Annotated in this window: 16 protein-coding genes; 4 read left to right on the top strand and 12 right to left on the bottom strand. The window is 69.0% G+C overall.

Features of this window, described 5'->3' with window-relative positions:
• The 6 genes from DQP58_RS10560 to DQP58_RS10535 form a co-directional block, all read right to left on the bottom strand.
• The coding region (locus DQP58_RS10560) for a fumarate reductase/succinate dehydrogenase flavoprotein subunit (RefSeq protein WP_112708342.1) at positions 1–2158 on the bottom strand (2158 nt) is incomplete at its 3' end.
• Positions 2155–2907 (bottom strand): ABC transporter ATP-binding protein, encoded by a 753-nt coding sequence (locus tag DQP58_RS10555; RefSeq protein ID WP_112708341.1) that lies wholly within the window; start codon positions 2905–2907, stop codon positions 2155–2157. The genes DQP58_RS10555 and DQP58_RS10560, both read right to left, overlap by 4 nt.
• Entirely contained in the window at positions 2904–3776 is an 873-nt protein-coding gene (locus DQP58_RS10550) for an ABC transporter permease (protein WP_112708340.1), read from the bottom strand. Before DQP58_RS10550 ends, DQP58_RS10555 begins: the two co-directional genes overlap by 4 nt.
• Positions 3773–5161 carry an ABC transporter substrate-binding protein gene (locus DQP58_RS10545; RefSeq protein ID WP_112708339.1) on the bottom strand — a complete coding sequence of 463 codons (1389 nt, stop codon included), beginning with the start codon at positions 5159–5161 and terminating at the stop codon, positions 3773–3775. Before DQP58_RS10545 ends, DQP58_RS10550 begins: the two co-directional genes overlap by 4 nt.
• Before the next feature lie 25 nt (positions 5162–5186).
• Positions 5187–5417, bottom strand: coding sequence for a 4Fe-4S dicluster domain-containing protein (locus DQP58_RS10540; protein ID WP_065053943.1), 231 nt, complete (start codon positions 5415–5417; stop codon positions 5187–5189).
• Entirely contained in the window at positions 5414–6184 is a 771-nt protein-coding gene (locus DQP58_RS10535; RefSeq protein ID WP_112708338.1) for a GntR family transcriptional regulator, read from the bottom strand. The genes DQP58_RS10540 and DQP58_RS10535 overlap by 4 nt, the downstream gene beginning before the upstream one ends.
• Positions 6185–6412: 228 nt before the next feature.
• Between DQP58_RS10535 and DQP58_RS10530 the strand changes: the two genes are divergently transcribed.
• The 3 genes from DQP58_RS10530 to DQP58_RS10520 all read left to right on the top strand — a co-directional run bounded on the left by DQP58_RS10530 (position 6413) and on the right by DQP58_RS10520 (position 8426).
• On the top strand, positions 6413–7240 hold the full coding sequence (locus DQP58_RS10530; RefSeq protein WP_112708337.1) for a COG4705 family protein: 828 nt from the start codon (positions 6413–6415) through the stop codon (positions 7238–7240).
• A gap of 157 nt (positions 7241–7397) precedes the next feature.
• Positions 7398–7724 (top strand): hypothetical protein, encoded by a 327-nt coding sequence (locus tag DQP58_RS10525; protein WP_112708336.1) that lies wholly within the window; start codon positions 7398–7400, stop codon positions 7722–7724.
• 33 nt (positions 7725–7757) lie between these two features.
• Positions 7758–8426: a response regulator transcription factor gene (locus tag DQP58_RS10520; RefSeq protein ID WP_066861611.1), complete on the top strand. Its 669-nt coding sequence runs from the start codon at positions 7758–7760 to the stop codon at positions 8424–8426.
• Here DQP58_RS10520 and DQP58_RS10515 read toward each other — a convergent pair.
• On the bottom strand, positions 8423–9871 hold the full coding sequence (locus DQP58_RS10515) for a HAMP domain-containing sensor histidine kinase (RefSeq protein WP_430915849.1): 1449 nt from the start codon (positions 9869–9871) through the stop codon (positions 8423–8425). The two genes, DQP58_RS10520 and DQP58_RS10515, sit on opposite strands and share 4 nt — an antisense overlap.
• 57 nt (positions 9872–9928) lie before the next feature.
• Here DQP58_RS10515 and DQP58_RS10510 point away from each other — a divergent pair, with 57 nt between their 5' ends.
• Entirely contained in the window at positions 9929–10213 is a 285-nt protein-coding gene (locus tag DQP58_RS10510; protein ID WP_240629724.1) for a hypothetical protein, read from the top strand.
• 4 nt (positions 10214–10217) lie between these two features.
• On the opposite strand, the gene DQP58_RS10505 is transcribed toward DQP58_RS10510, so the two are convergent.
• The 5 genes from DQP58_RS10505 to DQP58_RS10485 form a co-directional block, all read right to left on the bottom strand.
• Positions 10218–13082: an aminotransferase class I/II-fold pyridoxal phosphate-dependent enzyme gene (locus DQP58_RS10505; protein ID WP_112708335.1), complete on the bottom strand. Its 2865-nt coding sequence runs from the start codon at positions 13080–13082 to the stop codon at positions 10218–10220.
• 92 nt (positions 13083–13174) lie between these two features.
• Complete coding sequence (locus DQP58_RS10500) at positions 13175–13564, bottom strand: antitermination protein NusB (RefSeq protein WP_112708334.1); 390 nt, start codon at positions 13562–13564, stop codon at positions 13175–13177.
• Positions 13561–14064 (bottom strand): transcription antitermination factor NusB, encoded by a 504-nt coding sequence (gene nusB, locus DQP58_RS10495; protein ID WP_112708333.1) that lies wholly within the window; start codon positions 14062–14064, stop codon positions 13561–13563. The genes DQP58_RS10500 and nusB overlap by 4 nt, the downstream gene beginning before the upstream one ends.
• Entirely contained in the window at positions 14061–14624 is a 564-nt protein-coding gene (efp, locus tag DQP58_RS10490; RefSeq protein WP_066863465.1) for an elongation factor P, read from the bottom strand. The genes nusB and efp overlap by 4 nt, the downstream gene beginning before the upstream one ends.
• 176 nt (positions 14625–14800) lie before the next feature.
• The gene (locus DQP58_RS10485; protein ID WP_112708332.1) at positions 14801–15910 is read right to left on the bottom strand and encodes a M24 family metallopeptidase; all 1110 of its coding nucleotides are present in this window, start codon (positions 15908–15910) and stop codon (positions 14801–14803) included.
• Positions 15911–15921 lie beyond the last annotated feature (11 nt).

Here is a 15921-nt window from a genome sequence, read left to right as displayed (position 1 = left end):
ACTGCGCGGCGTCGCCGGCCCGGCGGGCCGCCAGCACGTACACCGCCGCGGCCCGCACCACCCGATCGCCCGAATCCAGGTGCCGCCGCACGCTTTCCGGCTCCGGCAGCACCTCGACCAGCTCGCGGATGCCGTCGGCGCTGGTCAGTCGGACTCCCGCGTCGTCGTCGCTTAGCGCGGCCACCAGCGCCGGCGCGTACCCGTCCGGGATGTGCTCGGTCAGCGTCGACACCGCAGTGCGGCGCACCCCGGGATCCGCGTCGGCGAGATAGGGGCCGAGGTCGGCCATCGTGGGCTCCTCGAGCGCCAGCACCTCGGCGATGCGCGGCGAGGGCGGCTCGAATGTCGTACTCGCCGAATTGATCCGGGACACCGCGGTGGCCGGCGCTTGCCCGCCGACCAGCGGCGGCTGCTCTACCGGGTACACCGTCTGGTCGGTGGGCGGCAGGCCGTCCAGCTCCGGGACGGGCACGAAGTAGGGCGCCACCGGCCGCTTGAGGAACACCATCTCGCCGCGATCGTCCTTGCGCAGGTTCAGGTGATAACCCCATTGGTTGTCGTCGCGGCCCGGCAGGTCGGCGCGGTCGTGGTAGAGCCCCCAGCGCGATTCGGTGCGGGTGTGCGACGAGCGGGCGGCCATCTCGGCGCAGTCCCGGATGAACGACACCTCGACCGCGCGCATCAGCTCGTGCGGATTGCGGGCGCCCATCTCGGCGATCTCGGCGCTCATCCGCTCGAAGGTGCGGATGGCCAGTGACAGCTTGGCCCCGGTCTTGGGGGGCGCGACGTAATCGTTGACGAAGCGACGCAGCTTGTATTCGACCTGCGGCTGCGGCGGTCCGTCCGGATGGCGCAGCGGGCGGTAGATCAGCTCGTGCGCCTCGCGCACCTGATCGTCCGGAAGCCGTTGCGGCGCAGCCACTTCGGGCAGCGTCGAGGCGGCGTGCGTGCCGGCTAGATCGCCGAAGACGAACGCCCCGATCATGTAGTTGTGCGGGACGCAGGCCATGTCGCCGGCGGCGTACAGCCCGGGCACCGTGGTGCGGGCGTGCTCGTCGACCCACACTCCCGACGCGGAATGCCCGCTGCACAAACCGATTTCGGAGATGTGCATCTCGATGTCATGGGTGCGGTAGTCATGACCGCGGTTGGCGTGGAAGGTGCCCCGGGTCGGCCGCTCGGTGGTGTGCAGGATGTTTTCCAGTGCGGTCAGCGTCTCGTCGGGCAGGTGCGACACCTTGAGATAGATGGGCCCGCGCGCGGAGTCGATCTCGCTCTTGACCTCGGCCATCATTTGGCCCGACCAGTAGTCAGAGTCGACGAACCGCTCACCGTGCGCGTTGACCTGATAGCCGCCAAAGGGATTCGCCACGTACGCACACGCCGGGCCGTTGTAATCCTTGATCAGCGGGTTGACCTGGAAGCATTCGATGCCCGAGAGTTCCGCGCCCGCGTGGTAGGCCATCGAGTAGCCGTCGCCGGCGTTGGTCGGGTTCTCGTAGGTGCCGTACAGGTAGCCCGAGGCGGGCAGGCCGAGCCGGCCGCACGCGCCGGTGGCCAGGATGACCGCCTTGGCGCCGACCGTGACGAATTCCCCGGTGCGTGTGTTCAGCGCCGCCGCACCGACGGCGCGCCCGCCGTCGGTCAGCACCCGGACCGGCATCAGCCGGTTCTCGATCTGGATCTTCTCGCGCATCGACCGCTGCCGCAGCACGCGATACAACGCCTTCTTGACGTCCTTGCCTTCGGGCATCGGCAGCACGTAGGAGCCCGAGCGGTGCACCCTGCGCACGGCGTATTCGCCGTGCTCGTTCTTCTCGAACTTCACGCCGTAGCGCTCCAGCCGCTGGACCATCGCGAACCCGCGGGTGGCGGTCTGATACACGGTGCGCTGGTTGACGATTCCGTCGTTGGCGCGGGTGATCTCGGCGACGTAGTCCTCGGGCTCGGCCTTGCCGGGGATCACCGCGTTGTTCACCCCGTCCATGCCCATCGCCAGGGCGCCGGAGTGGCGCACGTGGGCCTTCTCCAGCAGCAGCACCTGCGCGCCGTTCTCGGCGGCCGACAGCGCGGCCATGGTGCCCGCGGTGCCGCCGCCGATGACCAGCACGTCACAGTCGAGCCGGATGGGGGCCGCCGGGTCGGGAATCTGCATCATGCCGCCACCGCCGAGTGATTCAGTGCCGCAATGACTTTGGCGCGCAGCGCGGCGCGCTGCCGATCGACGCGCGGCTCCGGCACGTCGACCAGGGTGCGCAGCGGCTGACCGGCCTTGCCCAGCACGGCGATGCGATCGCCCAGCAGCAGCGCCTCGTCGACGTCGTGGGTGACGAAGACGATCGTCGTCGGATGGGCACGCCAGGTGTCGATCAGCAGCCGCTGCATGGCCGTGCGGGTCTGGGTGTCCAGCGCGCCGAACGGCTCGTCCATCATCACCGCGCGCGGCGCCCCGGCCAGCCCGCGGGCCAGCTGGACGCGCTGGCGCATGCCGCCGGACAGGCTCTTGGGCAGATAGTCGCCGAAACCGGTCAGCCCCAGCTCGGCGATCCAGCGGTCCGCCTCGGCGCGCCGCCCGGCGCGGGAGACGCCGCGCAGCCGCAGGGCCAACTCGATGTTGGAGCGCACGGTGCGCCACGGCAGCAGCGCGTTGTCCTGGAACACCATGCCCCGGTCGCCCGAGGTGGTCGTCACCTCGTCGCCGTCGGCCACGATCCGGCCCTCGTCTGGGCGCAGCAGTCCCGCCAGGGCCCGCAGCACCGTCGACTTGCCGCAGCCAGAGGGACCGGTGAGCACCAGGATCTCCCCCGGGCGCACCGTCAGGCTCAGCCCGTCGATCACCGGTTCTCCGGTGTAGGACAAGCGAACCCGATCCAGTTCGAGGCTCACTCCGGCTTGTTTGAGAGTCATCGCTGCTCCTCCTCCGCTCGCGGCAGCCAACTGGTCACCCGACGGCCCACGACCTCGACGGCCGCCGCTGTCGCGAAACCCAGCACGCCGATGGTGATGATGCCGACGAACACCTGGGGATAGGCCAGCACGGTGTAGTCCTGCCAGGTGCGATAGCCGATGCCGAGCCGGCCCGAGATCATCTCGGCGGAGATCACGCAGATCCACGCCACGCCCATGCCGACGGACAGGCCGCCGAACACCCCCGGCAGGATGCCCGGCAACACCACCTGCTTGAGCACGTCCCACCGGCCACCGCCGAGGGTGCGCACCGAGTCCTCCCACAGCGTGGGCAGCGCGCGGACCGCGTGCCGGGTGCTGACCAGGATCGGGAAGTACGCCGCGAGGAAGGTGATGAACACGATGCCGGCCTCGTCGGTCGGGAACAGCAGGATCGCCACGGGCACCATCGCGATGGCCGGAACGGGCCGGACCAACTCGGTCAGCGGGCCGAAAGTGTTGGCGAACAACCGGGATCGGCCCAGCAGCACGCCCGTCGCGACGCCGACCACCGCGGCCAGGCCGAAGCCGGTGAGGATGCGGATCAACGACTGCGCCAGGTCAAGCCAGTACTCGGACGTTCCGAGCCGGCGTCCCAGCGCGTGCACGATCTCGGTGACGGTGGGCAGCGTGTCGAAGCGCAGCAGCAGCCGGACCTTGTCGGCGGTGAGCACCTGCCACAACCCGATCGCGACGGCCACCGACGCGAGCCGCAGCAGCCGCCACTGCCACGGCGAGCCGGTGCGCCGCGGGGTGGCCGCCGCCGGGGCGGTGTCGACGACTTGCGCGGACACCGGGGCTGCCGGGTCGCCGGTCAGATAGGCGGTCATACCGAACCTCCAAGGGCCTGCTCGTAATTGACGATGGCGCCGCCCGGGTGCGCGGCGAGGTAGCGATGCGCGCCGGCCGGCGTTCCGAACGGCAGATAGTTCTGTCCGTTTTGCACCCAGACCGCCTTGTCGGCGAACCACCGGGTGCCCAGCTCCGCGTCGGGAACGTAGGCGGCGCGGACTTTGGCGCCGTGGGCGGTCGCGTCCCGCACGGCCCGCAGCAGGCTGGTCGGGTCGGCGACCGTTTGGGTGGAATCGGCACCGTCGAGCCACAGTTCGCTTGCCAGCGCGGGATCCCCGCGCAGGGCGGACGGGTTGGCGGTGACGGCCCGCGCCGCGTCGTAGTTCAGGCCGCGAGCGCCGAACACGGTGCGCAGCGGCGCGTCCTGGACGAAGCCGGACACGTCGAGGTCGGCGAAGTCACCGATCGACTTCAGGTAGGGCACATCGTTTTTCAGCGCCTCCACCAGTGACGGCTTGAGGGTGGTGTCGAACGAGGTACCGCCGGGGCCGTTGTACAGGTACACCACTTCCTGTGGCAGGCCGCTGCCCTGCGCGACGATGCGCGCGGCCTCGAGCGGCTTGGAGTTGAGGAAATCGGTCGCGTCCAGTTGTGCCTGCAGGAAGGCGCCGAGCACCTCCGGATGCGACGCTGCATACGAGCGCCGCACCACCACCCCGTGCAGGGTGGGCAGGTTCAGCTCGGCCCCGTCGTAGAGCAGTTTGGCCTTGCCCTGAAACACCAGCAGTCCCGGCCAGGCGACAAACTGCGAAAGCCCCTGCACCTGACCGGATTCCAATGCGGAGGCGCCCACCTGCGGTTGCTGGTTGAGCACTTCCACACCTTTGATCCCGCCTCTGTCCAGCGCCCGCATCAGCGTGCCGTGGCCGGCCGACCCCACGCTGGCCGACACCTTGGAGCCGGCCAGGTCGCTCAACGCGGTCGCCGACGAACCCGGCGCCACCACCACCATGTTCAGGGCGCCCTTGGGGTTGTAGCCGGTGATCGAGACGATCTCGGTTTTCGCCAGCGGGTTGGTCTGCGTCTTGGAGCCGTTGATCAGCATCGGGTAGTCGCCCATCGAGCCGATGTCGATCTTCTCGGCGAGCATCTGCGCGGTGATCGGCGCGCCGGTGTCGTAATCCTGCCAGCGCACCGCGTATTTGGTGCCGGTGCGGGTGGTGATGTCGGCCAGCCGGCGCTCCAGGTAGCCCTGCGCGCGCAGCAACGTACCGGCGGTGACGGTGTTGATGGTCTTGGACTGATATCCCACCACCACGTTGACCACACCGGATGATTGCGACAGGGATTCCAGTGAGCAACCGGCGGTGAGCGCGGCGGTCGCGATCACGACCGACGCCAGCCCAATGGCGCGTCGTTTCATCAAAGATCCTGGGGTTGAACGCTTTTCAGCGAAGCAGATAGGGCATGTTGACGGTGACGGCTCCGGTGGGACAGCGGGCCGCGCAGGGGCCGCAGTACCAGCACTCGTCGACGTGCATGAAGGCCTTGCCGGTCTCGGGGTTGATGGCCAGCGCATCGAGGGGGCAGACCTCGACGCACAGCGTGCACCCGTCGATACACAGCGACTCGTCGATGGTGACCGGCACGTCGGCGCGGTTGTTGTTGATCAGCGTCACGGGTTGCTCCTCGTCGGCTCGGCTCTAGTAAGGTTGCCGCGCATGGTGATTCGGTCGCCGCGCATCCGGATGTACTCCAGGTCGACCGGGGTGCCGTCGGCCAGGCTGGTCAGCCGCTCCAGCATCAGCAGCGCCGCGCCGTCGGGCACCTGCAGCGTGGCCGCCGAGTGCGCGTCGGCCGGGATGGCCTCGAGCGCCAGCGCCGCCGAGCCCAGCCGCTGCCCGCTCACCTCCTCGATGAGGGAGAACAGGTCGTTGGTTTCCAGCGGATGGTCGAGCACCCGCCGGCCGATGTCCGGGGCGAGGTAGGTGAGGTCCAGGCTGAGCGGCAGGTCACCCAGGTAACGCAACCGCTCGACGAACACCGCCTGCTCGCCCGGCTCCAGCCGCAGCCGACGGGCCACCGACGGCGGCGCGGTGACCGGCATCGCGGCGCGCACCTCGTTGCGGACCTCACCGAGATCTTTGAACGTCTCCTTCAGGCCCAGCAGCGCGTCGAGGCCGTGGTCGTACTTGCGCTGCGCGACGTGCGTGCCCACCTTGGGTCCGCGGTCGATCAGCCCCTCTTGCTTGAGGACGGCCAGCGCCTCGCGAATGGTGTTGCGCGATACCGAGAATTCGGCGGCCAGCTCGTGTTCGGCGGGCAGGCCCGCCGGATAGGCGTCGGCGTGGATCTGTTGGCGCAGCACGTCGGCGACCCGGCGGGCGCGATTGGCCCGGGAGTCTTGAATATCCCGGCTCGGTACTGGGTGCGCCACGGGAGTCACGCTAACGCAGCTCAGGGCCACTTTTCGGGTCGCCGATGGGCGTCGGTGCCGGGGCCCGGGCGTATTGCGCCGGGCGGCGCCGAGGCCCGACCAGCGAAAACCGCCACCCGCCACGCCATTGCGCCACCTGCGGGAACCCGTGCGCTTTGTGATCGCGGTGAGTAGAACCTGCCACTCCGATGAGCTGGGCGATTCCGTGTCGCGCACCGATGGCGGAAGATGACGTGCATGACCGACGTCTCGAAACACGCGTTGACCAAGGTGCCGGCCGTCACCCTCGGCTTTTGGGTCGTCAAGGTGTTGGCGACGACGTTGGGCGAGACGGGCGGCGACACCGTTACGATGACCCTGAACTGGGGCTACGCCGCCGGGGTCGCGATTTTCGGCGTCGCGCTGGTGGCGCTGGTTGCGGCGCAGATCCTGGCCAAGCGGTTCCACGCGGTCCTGTACTGGGCGACGATCGTGGCCTCGACGACGTTCGGCACCGTGCTGGCCGACTTCGCCGACCGCTCGCTGGGCATCGGTTACACGGGCGGATCGCTGCTGCTGCTGGCCTGCCTGGTGGCCACCCTGGGCTGGTGGCGGTGGTCGCAGGGCACCGTATCGGTCAGCACCGTCTCGACGCCCAACGTGGAGGCCTTCTACTGGGCGACCATCACGTTCTCGCAGACGCTGGGCACCGCGCTCGGCGATTGGCTGGCCGACACCCGCGATCTCGGTTACGAACGCGGCGCACTGGTGTTCGCGGTCGGCCTGGCGGCGGTGGCCGCCCTGTACTTCTGGACCTCCATTTCCCGCGTCACCTTGTTCTGGGTCGCGTTCATCCTCACCCGGCCGCTGGGGGCGACGGTGGGTGACTTCATCGACAAGCCCGTCGCCGACGGCGGCCTGGCGTGGAGCCGCCCGCTGGCGTCGGCGGTGATCGCGGCGCTCATCGCGGTGTTGCTGGTCATCATCCCGCAGCGTCCCGGCCGGCACCCCGGCCAGCCTAAAGACGATGCGCCGGAAGCCGATCCGGCCGGCGGTGCCGAGCACTCGGACCGCGAGGCGCGCTGAGCGGCCGGTCCGGTGCCCGCGCTCATCGAGAAGTTAACTCCGGAACCGGGCCCCACCCGCGGTAACCGCACCAACCCGACCGGGCTCTCGACGACCTCAGCGCGCTTCCGCCGTACCGTCGGTGAGGTCGGTCATGACGGCGTACGAAGGAGCGGGGATGCCACCCGGCACGCGCCAGCTTGCAGGCACACCCGTGATGATGCTTCCCCCGATGGGCTTGCGGGAGCGCCGCATTGAGGAATGCCCGACCATGTGGTTCAACCGCGACTTCTTCGAACGACCGTGGCCCGACTGGGCAATCGACGTCGACGTCGAGCGCCTGGCGACGTTCTTCAGCCACACCGCTCCCGGTGAGACCCTCGTCGGCCACCCGGTGCGCATCAGGCTGCGAAGCGCCGGCGTCGTGTGGGTGGCGACCAACCGGTTCTGCCGCATGGGCGGCCCGTTCGCCGAGGTGCTGATCGAGGCCCGCTGGCCCGACTGAGGCCGGGTCCGGCTCTCGACGTAGCGTTGACACATGAGAGTCCTGCTCGTCGAGGATGAACCACGGCTGTCCGCGACCGTGACCAGGGGGCTCAAGGCGGAGGGGTTCGTCGTGGTGGCCGTCGGCAACGGTGTCGACGGGCTGCGGGAAGCCACCGAAAACGCCTTTGACGTAATCGTTCTCGACATCATGCTGCCCGGCCTCAGCGGTTATGAGGTGCTGCGCCGGATGCGGTCGCACAACGTGTGGACGCCGGTGCTCATGCTCACCGCCAAGGACGGCGAATACGACGAGACCGATGCGTTCGATCTGGGTGCCGATGACTATCTGACCAAACCGTTCTCGTTCCGGGTGCTGGTGGCGCGGTTGCGGGCGCTGGTTCGCCGCGGCGCACCGGCGCGCCCGGTGGTGCTCAAAGCCGGGTCACTGGCGCTCGATCCCGCCCGGCACACGGTGAAACGGGGCTCGACGCCGATCGCGCTGACTCCCCGCGAGTACGGCGTGCTCGAGTACCTGATGCGCAACATGGACGTGGTGGTGACCAAGGCCGAGATCCTGCAGAACGTCTGGGATGCCCACCATCACGGCCCGGACAACGTCGTCGAGGTCTATGTGGGCTACCTGCGCCGCAAGATCGATGTTCCCTTCGGTACCAACACCATCGAGACGATCCGGGGCGTCGGCTACCGGTTGCTGTGCTAAGACTCCTGCCGCGGCAACGTCACAACCATCGTGGTCCCCCCGCACGGCGGGTCGTCGATGGCAACCGTGCCGCCATGTGCGGCGACGACCTCGGCGACGATCGCCAGGCCCAGCCCGGTCCCGCCCCCGCTGCGGGCCCGGTCGGAGTCCAGCCGCACGAAACGTTCGAACACCCGGTTGCGGTCGGCGGGGGCGATTCCGGGGCCGTCGTCGCTGACGGTCAGGATCGCCGTCGCGCCCTCGCCGCGGACTTCGATTGCGACACACGAAACCGCATGTCGCACAGCGTTTTCGACGAGGTTGCGGATCATCCGCGACATCGCCACCGGGTCGGCGTCCACGCGCACCGGACGGAAATCGGTGTGGATCACGCACCGTGCGTCGCGCCGGGCCCGGTCGGCCTCGGCCCGCGCGAGGTCGTCGAGGGCCACCGGCTCCTTGCGCCGCAGCAGCCGCTGCTCGTCGGCTCGGGCCAGCAGCAGCAGGTCTTCGATCAGCGTGTGCATACGCTGCGCCTCGGGTAGCAACGTGTTGACCGCCAGCTCGGCGTCGAGCAGGTCGGGATGGGCCTCGGCCACTTCCAGTCCCGAGATGATGGTGGCCAGCGGGCTGCGCAGCTCGTGGGAGGCGTCGCCGACGAAGCGTTGCTGGGCGCGGTGACCCGCTTCCAGCCGCGAGAGCATCTCGTTCATGGTGACGGCCAGGGCCGCGATCTCGTCGTGGCTGTCGGGCACCGGAACCCGCTCGGCCAGATCGGACGTCGAGATGTCGGCCACCCTGGTCCGGATCGCGTCGACCGACTGCAGCGAGCGGCGCACCAGCCAGTAGGTCGCCCCCGCCACCACCGCGACGATCACCGGCGCGCTGCAGGCCAACAGGATCGCCAGGGCCCGCGCGGTCCCCTCGACCGCCTCGCTGCCCCCTCCCACCAGCACCGTGTATACGCCTGATCGGGTCGCGACTTTCTGGCCGCTGACCCGCATGTCATCACCGGCCACCGCGTCGTCGGGCAGGCCGCGACGCAGGGTGAAGTCGAACTGATCCGGCGAGATCAGCGGCGTTCTCGGCGCCGAACCGGACCGCCTGACCACGGTGCCGTCCGGGCCGATCAATTGGGTCGCAACCACCCGCTGGTCGGTGTGCAGCAGCGCGTTGTCGAGGTCGTCGAACGAATCGGCCTGCAGCGCCTTGGTGATATCGCGGACCCGCTCGGCGGCGGCGTAATCGACGCCCGCCAACAGCGACCGGTACAGGATCGCGTCCAGTCCCGCGCCGGCGATGGCCAGCGCACACAGCACGACGATCGCCGACACCGCCGCCGAGCGAGCCGAGATGCCCAGGTGCGGCAGGTGCCGCGGGCGCAGCCGCCCGCGTCGCCGGGCCGACCGGCCACCGAATTTGTGCACGCCCTTGATTCTGCAGGGCCGCGTGCTCGCAGAGAACACCGAGCTCAGCGCGCTCTCAGCGCCCTCTCAGCGCCGCCGTCCTAGGCTGACGCCGTCATGTTTGGTACCGCACGCTCTTCGCGTCGTCCCGACCGGGTGATCACCCGAGTGCTGGTCAGCGCGGCGGTGCTGGTGGGCCCGGCCGTCGTAGTGGCGGCACCGGCCGTCGCCGACCCCAGCCCGTTCAGCACCCTGCACTCGAGCTGCAACGACACGGCCCCGGCGGGAAGGGACGCACTGCTGCAGGGAATCCGGCGCGGCATCGCCGACTGGTCGACCGGCGCACCGCACACCTCGGCGCGCACCACCTGCGCCGCCCGGCCGACGCCGACCCCCCGCTGATCGCTCAGCCGCTGTCGGCGCCCGACGGTAGGGCCGGGGCGTCGCTGGCCCCGTTGTTGCGCGCCCCGTTGGTCGCGGACGCGTCCGAGGGCAGCTCGAAGGCCGCGGTCACCGAACCCACCGCCGCCATCGCGGCGCTGCGTTGTGCCTCCATCCGCGCCAACGCCGTCTCGGTGAACACCGACAACCCCAGATCCGGGTTGTAGCCGTGGATTTCCTTGACGTCGAGCTGGGCCAGGAAGTACACGATCTCCTTGGACACCACCTGACCGGGGACCAGCACCGGGAAGCCCGGCGGGTAGGGCACCACGAACGTGGTCGACACCAGGGTCTTGCCCTCGGCCAGCCGTCGCCCGGCCATGCCGATCAGCACGTGTTCGCGGTCGGACTCCTCGTATCCGGCGTAGAACGCCGAACGCATGTCGCCGAATTTGCACTCGTCGACGGGCTTGAACGCCATGTCGAATTCGCTGAAGTCGGGTAGATGCGGCAGGTCCTCGGTGATCTCCTCGACGTGACGCTGTTGCAGCGCCCGGTCGGCAACGCTGGCCGCCTTCTGGATGCGGTCGAAATCGATTGCCACTCTTCGCAACACGTCGAGCAGGTAGTGCACGCTCGACCAGGTGACGCCGATCGTGAAGATCAGCAGCACGCTGTTGATCGACGTCTTGTTGATCTGGATGCCGAATCGCTCCATCAGGATCTTCTCGCGGAAGTCGTAACCGTTCATCCCGGTCGCGCCGACGAACAGGGTCACCCGGGTGGCGTCGAGCACGAACTGGTCCGAGCGCCACGCCTCGTTCCACTCGGCCAGCGCCCCCTGCCTGACCTCGCGGTAGGAGCTCACCGAGGACTCCCGGAATTCCTCTGGCACCAAATCGGATTCGTCGAGGATGCGGAACCACTTGCTGATCAACCGGTCCTTGCGCACCCGATGCCGGAAGACCAGCGCCATGTCGTAGACCTGCCGGACCAGTTGGAAGCCTTCGATGTCGACCTGCCGGCGCGCCAGATCCAGCGACGCCAGCAGTTGCTGGTTGGGTGACGTCGAGGTGTGGGTCAAAAACGCCTCACCGAACGAATCGCGGGTGAGCGCGTTGAAATCCTGGTCGCGCACGTGGATCATCGACGCCTGCCGAAGCGCCGACAGCGATTTGTGGGTGGAATGCGTGGCGTAGACGCGGACCCGCGCGGTGGCCGGGTCGGGCATCAGCTCGCGCTCGATCCATTCCGACCGGTCGACGCCGTCCATGGTCGCGGCCCATTTCCGGTACTCCTCAAGGTATTCCGGCGAGGCAAGCATCTGCTCGAGGCGCTCGGCGGAGACCATCGCGGTCCGCTGCCGGGCCCACGGCACCGCCGTGGCGAACGCGTACCACGCCTCGTCCCACAGGAAGCAGATGTCCGGCTTGATCGCCAGCACCTCCTGCATGACCTGCAGCGGGTTGTAGACGACGCCGTCGAAGGTGCAGTTGGTCAGCAGCAGCATGCGCACTCGGTGCAGCTGCCCGGCGGCTTCCAGGTCTAGCAGCGTCTGCTTGATGGTGCGCAGCGACACCGCGCCGTAGATCGCGAACTGCGGCAACGGATAGGCGTCCAGATACAGCGGGTAGGCGCCGGCCAGCACCAGCCCGTAGTGATGCGACTTGTGGCAGTTGCGGTCGATCAGCACGATGTCGCCCGGCCGGGTCAGCGACTGCACCACGATCTTGTTGGCCGTCGACGTCCCGTTGGTGACGAAGTAGGTGTGGTCGGCGTTCCACGTCTTGGCGGCCTTGTCCATCGCCTTTTTGATGTTGCCGTGCGGATCCAGCAGCGAGTCCAGGCCACCGGAGGTGGTGGAGGTTTCGGCCATGAAGATGTTGCGGCCATAGAACTCCCCCATGTCCTGCAGCGACCTGGAGTTGAAGATGCTGGCGCCGCGCGCGACGGGCAGCGCGTGGAATTGACCGACCGGCGCGGCGGCATACGCCCGCAGCGCATCGAAAAACGGTGTGGCGTAACGGTTCCGCAGACCGGCGAGCACCGTGCTGTGCAGGTCGGTGACGTCGTTGAGCCGGTAGAACGTGCGGTCGTAGACGTCGGGCTCGGTGTCGTCACCGGCCGCGATCGACTCGTCGGTGAGCAGGTACAGGTCGATGTGGGGTCGCAGTTCCCGGATCCACTCGCCGCACTCCACCCAGTAGTTGGCGCGATCCGGAATGCCGTCTCCGGCGTCCTCGTTCGGGCCGAGCAGCGTGTTCATCAGCGGCAGCCGGTCGCGGGACCGCAGCGGCAGGTCGTCGCGGATTATCGCGGCCTGAATCTCCCCGTTCAGCGCCACCGCGGTGATGGCGTCCTCGACGCTGGGAACCACCAGGATCTCGAACTGCACATCGTCGGACGGTGCGCGCAGCGCGCGCAGGCACTCGGCCAGGCTGTCCGGCGCGGTGCTCGGGGCGTCGTCGGCGAGCAGGACCGTGTAAAAGTGCTGCTGTTTGGCCTGGGCCACCAGTTCCTGGTCATCCAGCGGCGCCGACGTATCGAAAAGCCCTGCGCGGTCGCCATATTCACTGAGCAACCGCACGGCCAGCGACACCTCTTCGGTGAGCCGCACCGTGGACAGGCTTTCCAGGTGGGCGCGGAAGATCGCCAGGTTCGCCGCCCCGGGGTACAGCCAATACCGCTCGTAAGCGGCGATGCGGTCCATCAGCCGTTTCACCCGGGCCACGTCGTGCGTCTTGTCCAGGCCGGCGAGGTCCACCTCGGCCAAGTGACGGCAGGCGTCGTCGAGCAGGTTCCAGGTGTCGACCCGCGCGTAGGACGGGTTGGCCACGGCCGCCAGTGCCGACACCCGAAGTCGTCGCGGCTGGGTGCTGTATCGAATCATGACCTCACCTGTTCGTCGTTCGCCGCCGCTGACGTGCCGCTCGTATTGTCAACCCGCCGCGGCATGCCCGTGGTCATTTCACCTCAGCTTGATCAGTGATCCGCCTCGTCGTCACTTTCCACCACACGGCGATTACCCCGGGTGCTGTCCACCCAACGCAACACGGGCAACTCCCAGCGGCGGGCGGGCAATTCGGTGACGTCGGACAGCGAGCGCACCACGCCCTGCGTCAGCCCCATGATCGCGGCCATCACCGGCAGCAGCGGCTGCAGCGGCTTGGCCGCCGAACGCACCGTGCTGATGCGCCGGGCCACGACCACCCGTTCGACGCAGTGATACAGCCAGGCGCCCACCCCCAGCGCGTAAATGGAGAGCACCGAGGCGACGATGGTCAGGCGGTAGGCGGCGCAGATCACCGCGCCCAGCACCACCGTCGCGGCCAGCGCGGCCGCAACGAGCAGGCGCAGCTCCAACCGGGTCATGGCTGCGGTCCGGGGTCCTCCGGGGTTATGTCGGGGCCCACCGCGCCTCGGACCGCCTCGGCGGCGGCCCGGATCTGCGGCGTCACCAGCATGACGTGGCCCAGCACCCCGTTGACGAAGCCCGGCGAGTCGTCGGTGGACAGCTCCTTGGCCAGCTGGACGGCCTCGTCGACGGCGACCGGCTCGGGCACGTCGTCGGCGTACAGCAGCTCCCACACCGCGACCCGCAGGATCGCCCGGTCCACGGCGGGCAGCCGGTCCAGCGTCCAGCCCTGCAGATGCGAGCTGATCAGGTCGTCGATGTGCGCGGCGTGCTCGCCGACGCCCCGGGCCGCCGCGGCCGTATACGGCTGCAGGGGCGCGACTTCGGGGTTCGTCTCGGCGAGCCCGGTGCGGACGTCGACGACCTCCGCCGGGCTCAGTCCGCGGGCCTCGGCTTCGAACAGCAGGTCGACGGCGCGTTTGCGGGCCTGGTGGCGTCCCCTCGCGGGTCTACTCACGCGTTGATGCGCCCCAAGTAGCTGCCGTCGCGGGTGTCCACCTTCAGCTTGTCGCCGGTGTTGATGAACAGCGGCACCTGGATCTCGGCGCCGGTCTCCACGGTGGCCGGCTTGGTGCCGGCGCTGGACCGGTCGCCCTGCAGGCCGGGCTCGGTGTGGGTGACCTCCATCTCGACCGACACCGGCAGCTCGAGGTACAGCGGCGACCCGTTGTGAAACGCCACCTGCACCGGCAGGCCCTCCAGCAGGAACCGGGCGGCGTCGCCGACCAGCGACTCTGGCAGCGGATGCTGCTCGTAGTCCTGGCTGTCCATGAACACGAAGTCGCTGCCGTCGCGGTACAGATAGGTGGCGTCGCGCCGGTCGACGGTGGCGGTCTCCACCTTGACCCCGGCGTTGTACGTCTTGTCGACGACCTTGCCGGAGAGCACGTTCTTCAGCTTGGTCCGCACGAACGCCGGGCCCTTGCCGGGTTTGACGTGCTGGAACTCGACGATCTGCCACAGCTGGCCGTCGATCACCAGCACCAGTCCGTTCTTGAAATCGGCGGTGCTTGCCACGGTTCGGTATATCTCCTCGGGATGGACAGCCGTCTGCGGACTGTCTGCGACTTGTCGGCTAGTTTAGAGCGCCGCGGGGCCGGGGCTTGCGGGCCGGGGTCGCGCGGCCGACGCGCGAAACTTCGTCAGCGGAGCGCCGGTTCGCGGCCGGCCGCGGCGTGCTCGTCGTGCGACGGCTACCCCAGGACGGCCAGCTCCTTGGGAAACTTGGTCAGCAGTTCCGGTGGCGTGCCGCTCGACTCCTGCGGCACCACCAGGGTGTCCTCGATGCGCACCCCGCCGCGGCCGGGCAGGTAGACGCCGGGTTCCACGGTCACCACCGATTCGGCCAGCAACGTGCCGGTGGAGGTGGCGCCGATGCCCGGCGCTTCGTGGATCTGCAGGCCCACGCCGTGGCCCAGGCTGTGGCTGAACTGCTCGCCGTAACCGGCGTCGGCGATCACCTGGCGGGCCGCGGCGTCCACCTCGCGCAGGTCGGCGCCGGCGTGCAGCGCCTCTCGGCCGGCCCGCTGCGAGTCGGCGACCAGCTGGTAGATCTCCAGCTGCCAGTCGGCCGCCTTGCCGAGCACGAAGGTGCGGGTCATGTCGGAGTGGTAGCCGCCGACCAGCGCGCCGAAGTCGATCTTCACGAAATCCCCGCCGGCCAGCACGGCATCGGTGGGCCGATGGTGCGGGATCGCCGAGTTCGGCCCGGCGGCCACGATGGTCTCGAACGAGATCGCGTCGGCGCCGTGGTCGAGCATCAGGGCCTCCAGCTCGCGGCTCACCTCGCGTTCGGTCCGGCCGGGCCGCAGGCCGCCCCGCGCCACCAGATCGGCCAACGCGGCGTCGGCGGCCTCGCAGGCCAACCGCAGCAGCGCGACCTCACCGGCGTCCTTGACCTCGCGCAGCGCCTCGACCGTTCCGGCGGCCTTGACCAGCTCGGTGGCCGCCTTGCGGTCGTCGAGCTCACGGGTCAGGGCGTCGAACCCGTCGACGGTGACCACGTTGCTTTCGAAGCCGAGTTTCTGCGCGCCCGCCTCGGCGGCCTGTGCGACCAGGTAGCGCCCGAGGGCCCGTTCGATGGCGACCTCGAGGTCCGGCGCCTGCTCGGCCGCCTGGGTTCGATACCGCCCGTCGGTGGCCAACACGGGGCCCCGGTCGTCGGCAAACACCAGCAACGCGCCGTTGGACCCGGTGAAACCGGAGAGGTAACGGACGTTCACCAGGTCCGTGACCAGCAGCGCATCCAATCCGCTGGCCTCGAGTCGTGCTTTGAGCCTGTCTCGACGCTGTGAATGTGTCACAGGTCTTGACG

The organism is Mycobacterium colombiense (genome assembly GCF_003284975.1).
Lineage (GTDB): Bacteria > Actinomycetota > Actinomycetes > Mycobacteriales > Mycobacteriaceae > Mycobacterium > Mycobacterium europaeum_A.
The sequence above is the reverse complement of the archived record's forward strand: the minus strand, read 5'-3'. Positions and strand labels throughout refer to the sequence as shown.

Excerpts from the sequence above, each read along its gene's own strand:
- DQP58_RS10510 (WP_240629724.1), top strand. The coding sequence starts at position 9,929 with ATGTTTGGTACCGCACGCTCTTCGCGTCGTCCCGACCGGGTGATCACC.
- DQP58_RS10555 (WP_112708341.1), bottom strand. The coding sequence starts at position 2,907 with ATGACTCTCAAACAAGCCGGAGTGAGCCTCGAACTGGATCGGGTTCGC.
- DQP58_RS10520 (WP_066861611.1), top strand. The coding sequence starts at position 7,758 with ATGAGAGTCCTGCTCGTCGAGGATGAACCACGGCTGTCCGCGACCGTG.
- DQP58_RS10500 (WP_112708334.1), bottom strand. The coding sequence starts at position 13,564 with ATGACCCGGTTGGAGCTGCGCCTGCTCGTTGCGGCCGCGCTGGCCGCG.
- DQP58_RS10530 (WP_112708337.1), top strand. The coding sequence starts at position 6,413 with ATGACCGACGTCTCGAAACACGCGTTGACCAAGGTGCCGGCCGTCACC.
- DQP58_RS10505 (WP_112708335.1), bottom strand. The coding sequence starts at position 13,082 with ATGATTCGATACAGCACCCAGCCGCGACGACTTCGGGTGTCGGCACTG.
- DQP58_RS10545 (WP_112708339.1), bottom strand. The coding sequence starts at position 5,161 with ATGAAACGACGCGCCATTGGGCTGGCGTCGGTCGTGATCGCGACCGCC.
- DQP58_RS10525 (WP_112708336.1), top strand. The coding sequence starts at position 7,398 with ATGCCACCCGGCACGCGCCAGCTTGCAGGCACACCCGTGATGATGCTT.
- DQP58_RS10550 (WP_112708340.1), bottom strand. The coding sequence starts at position 3,776 with ATGACCGCCTATCTGACCGGCGACCCGGCAGCCCCGGTGTCCGCGCAA.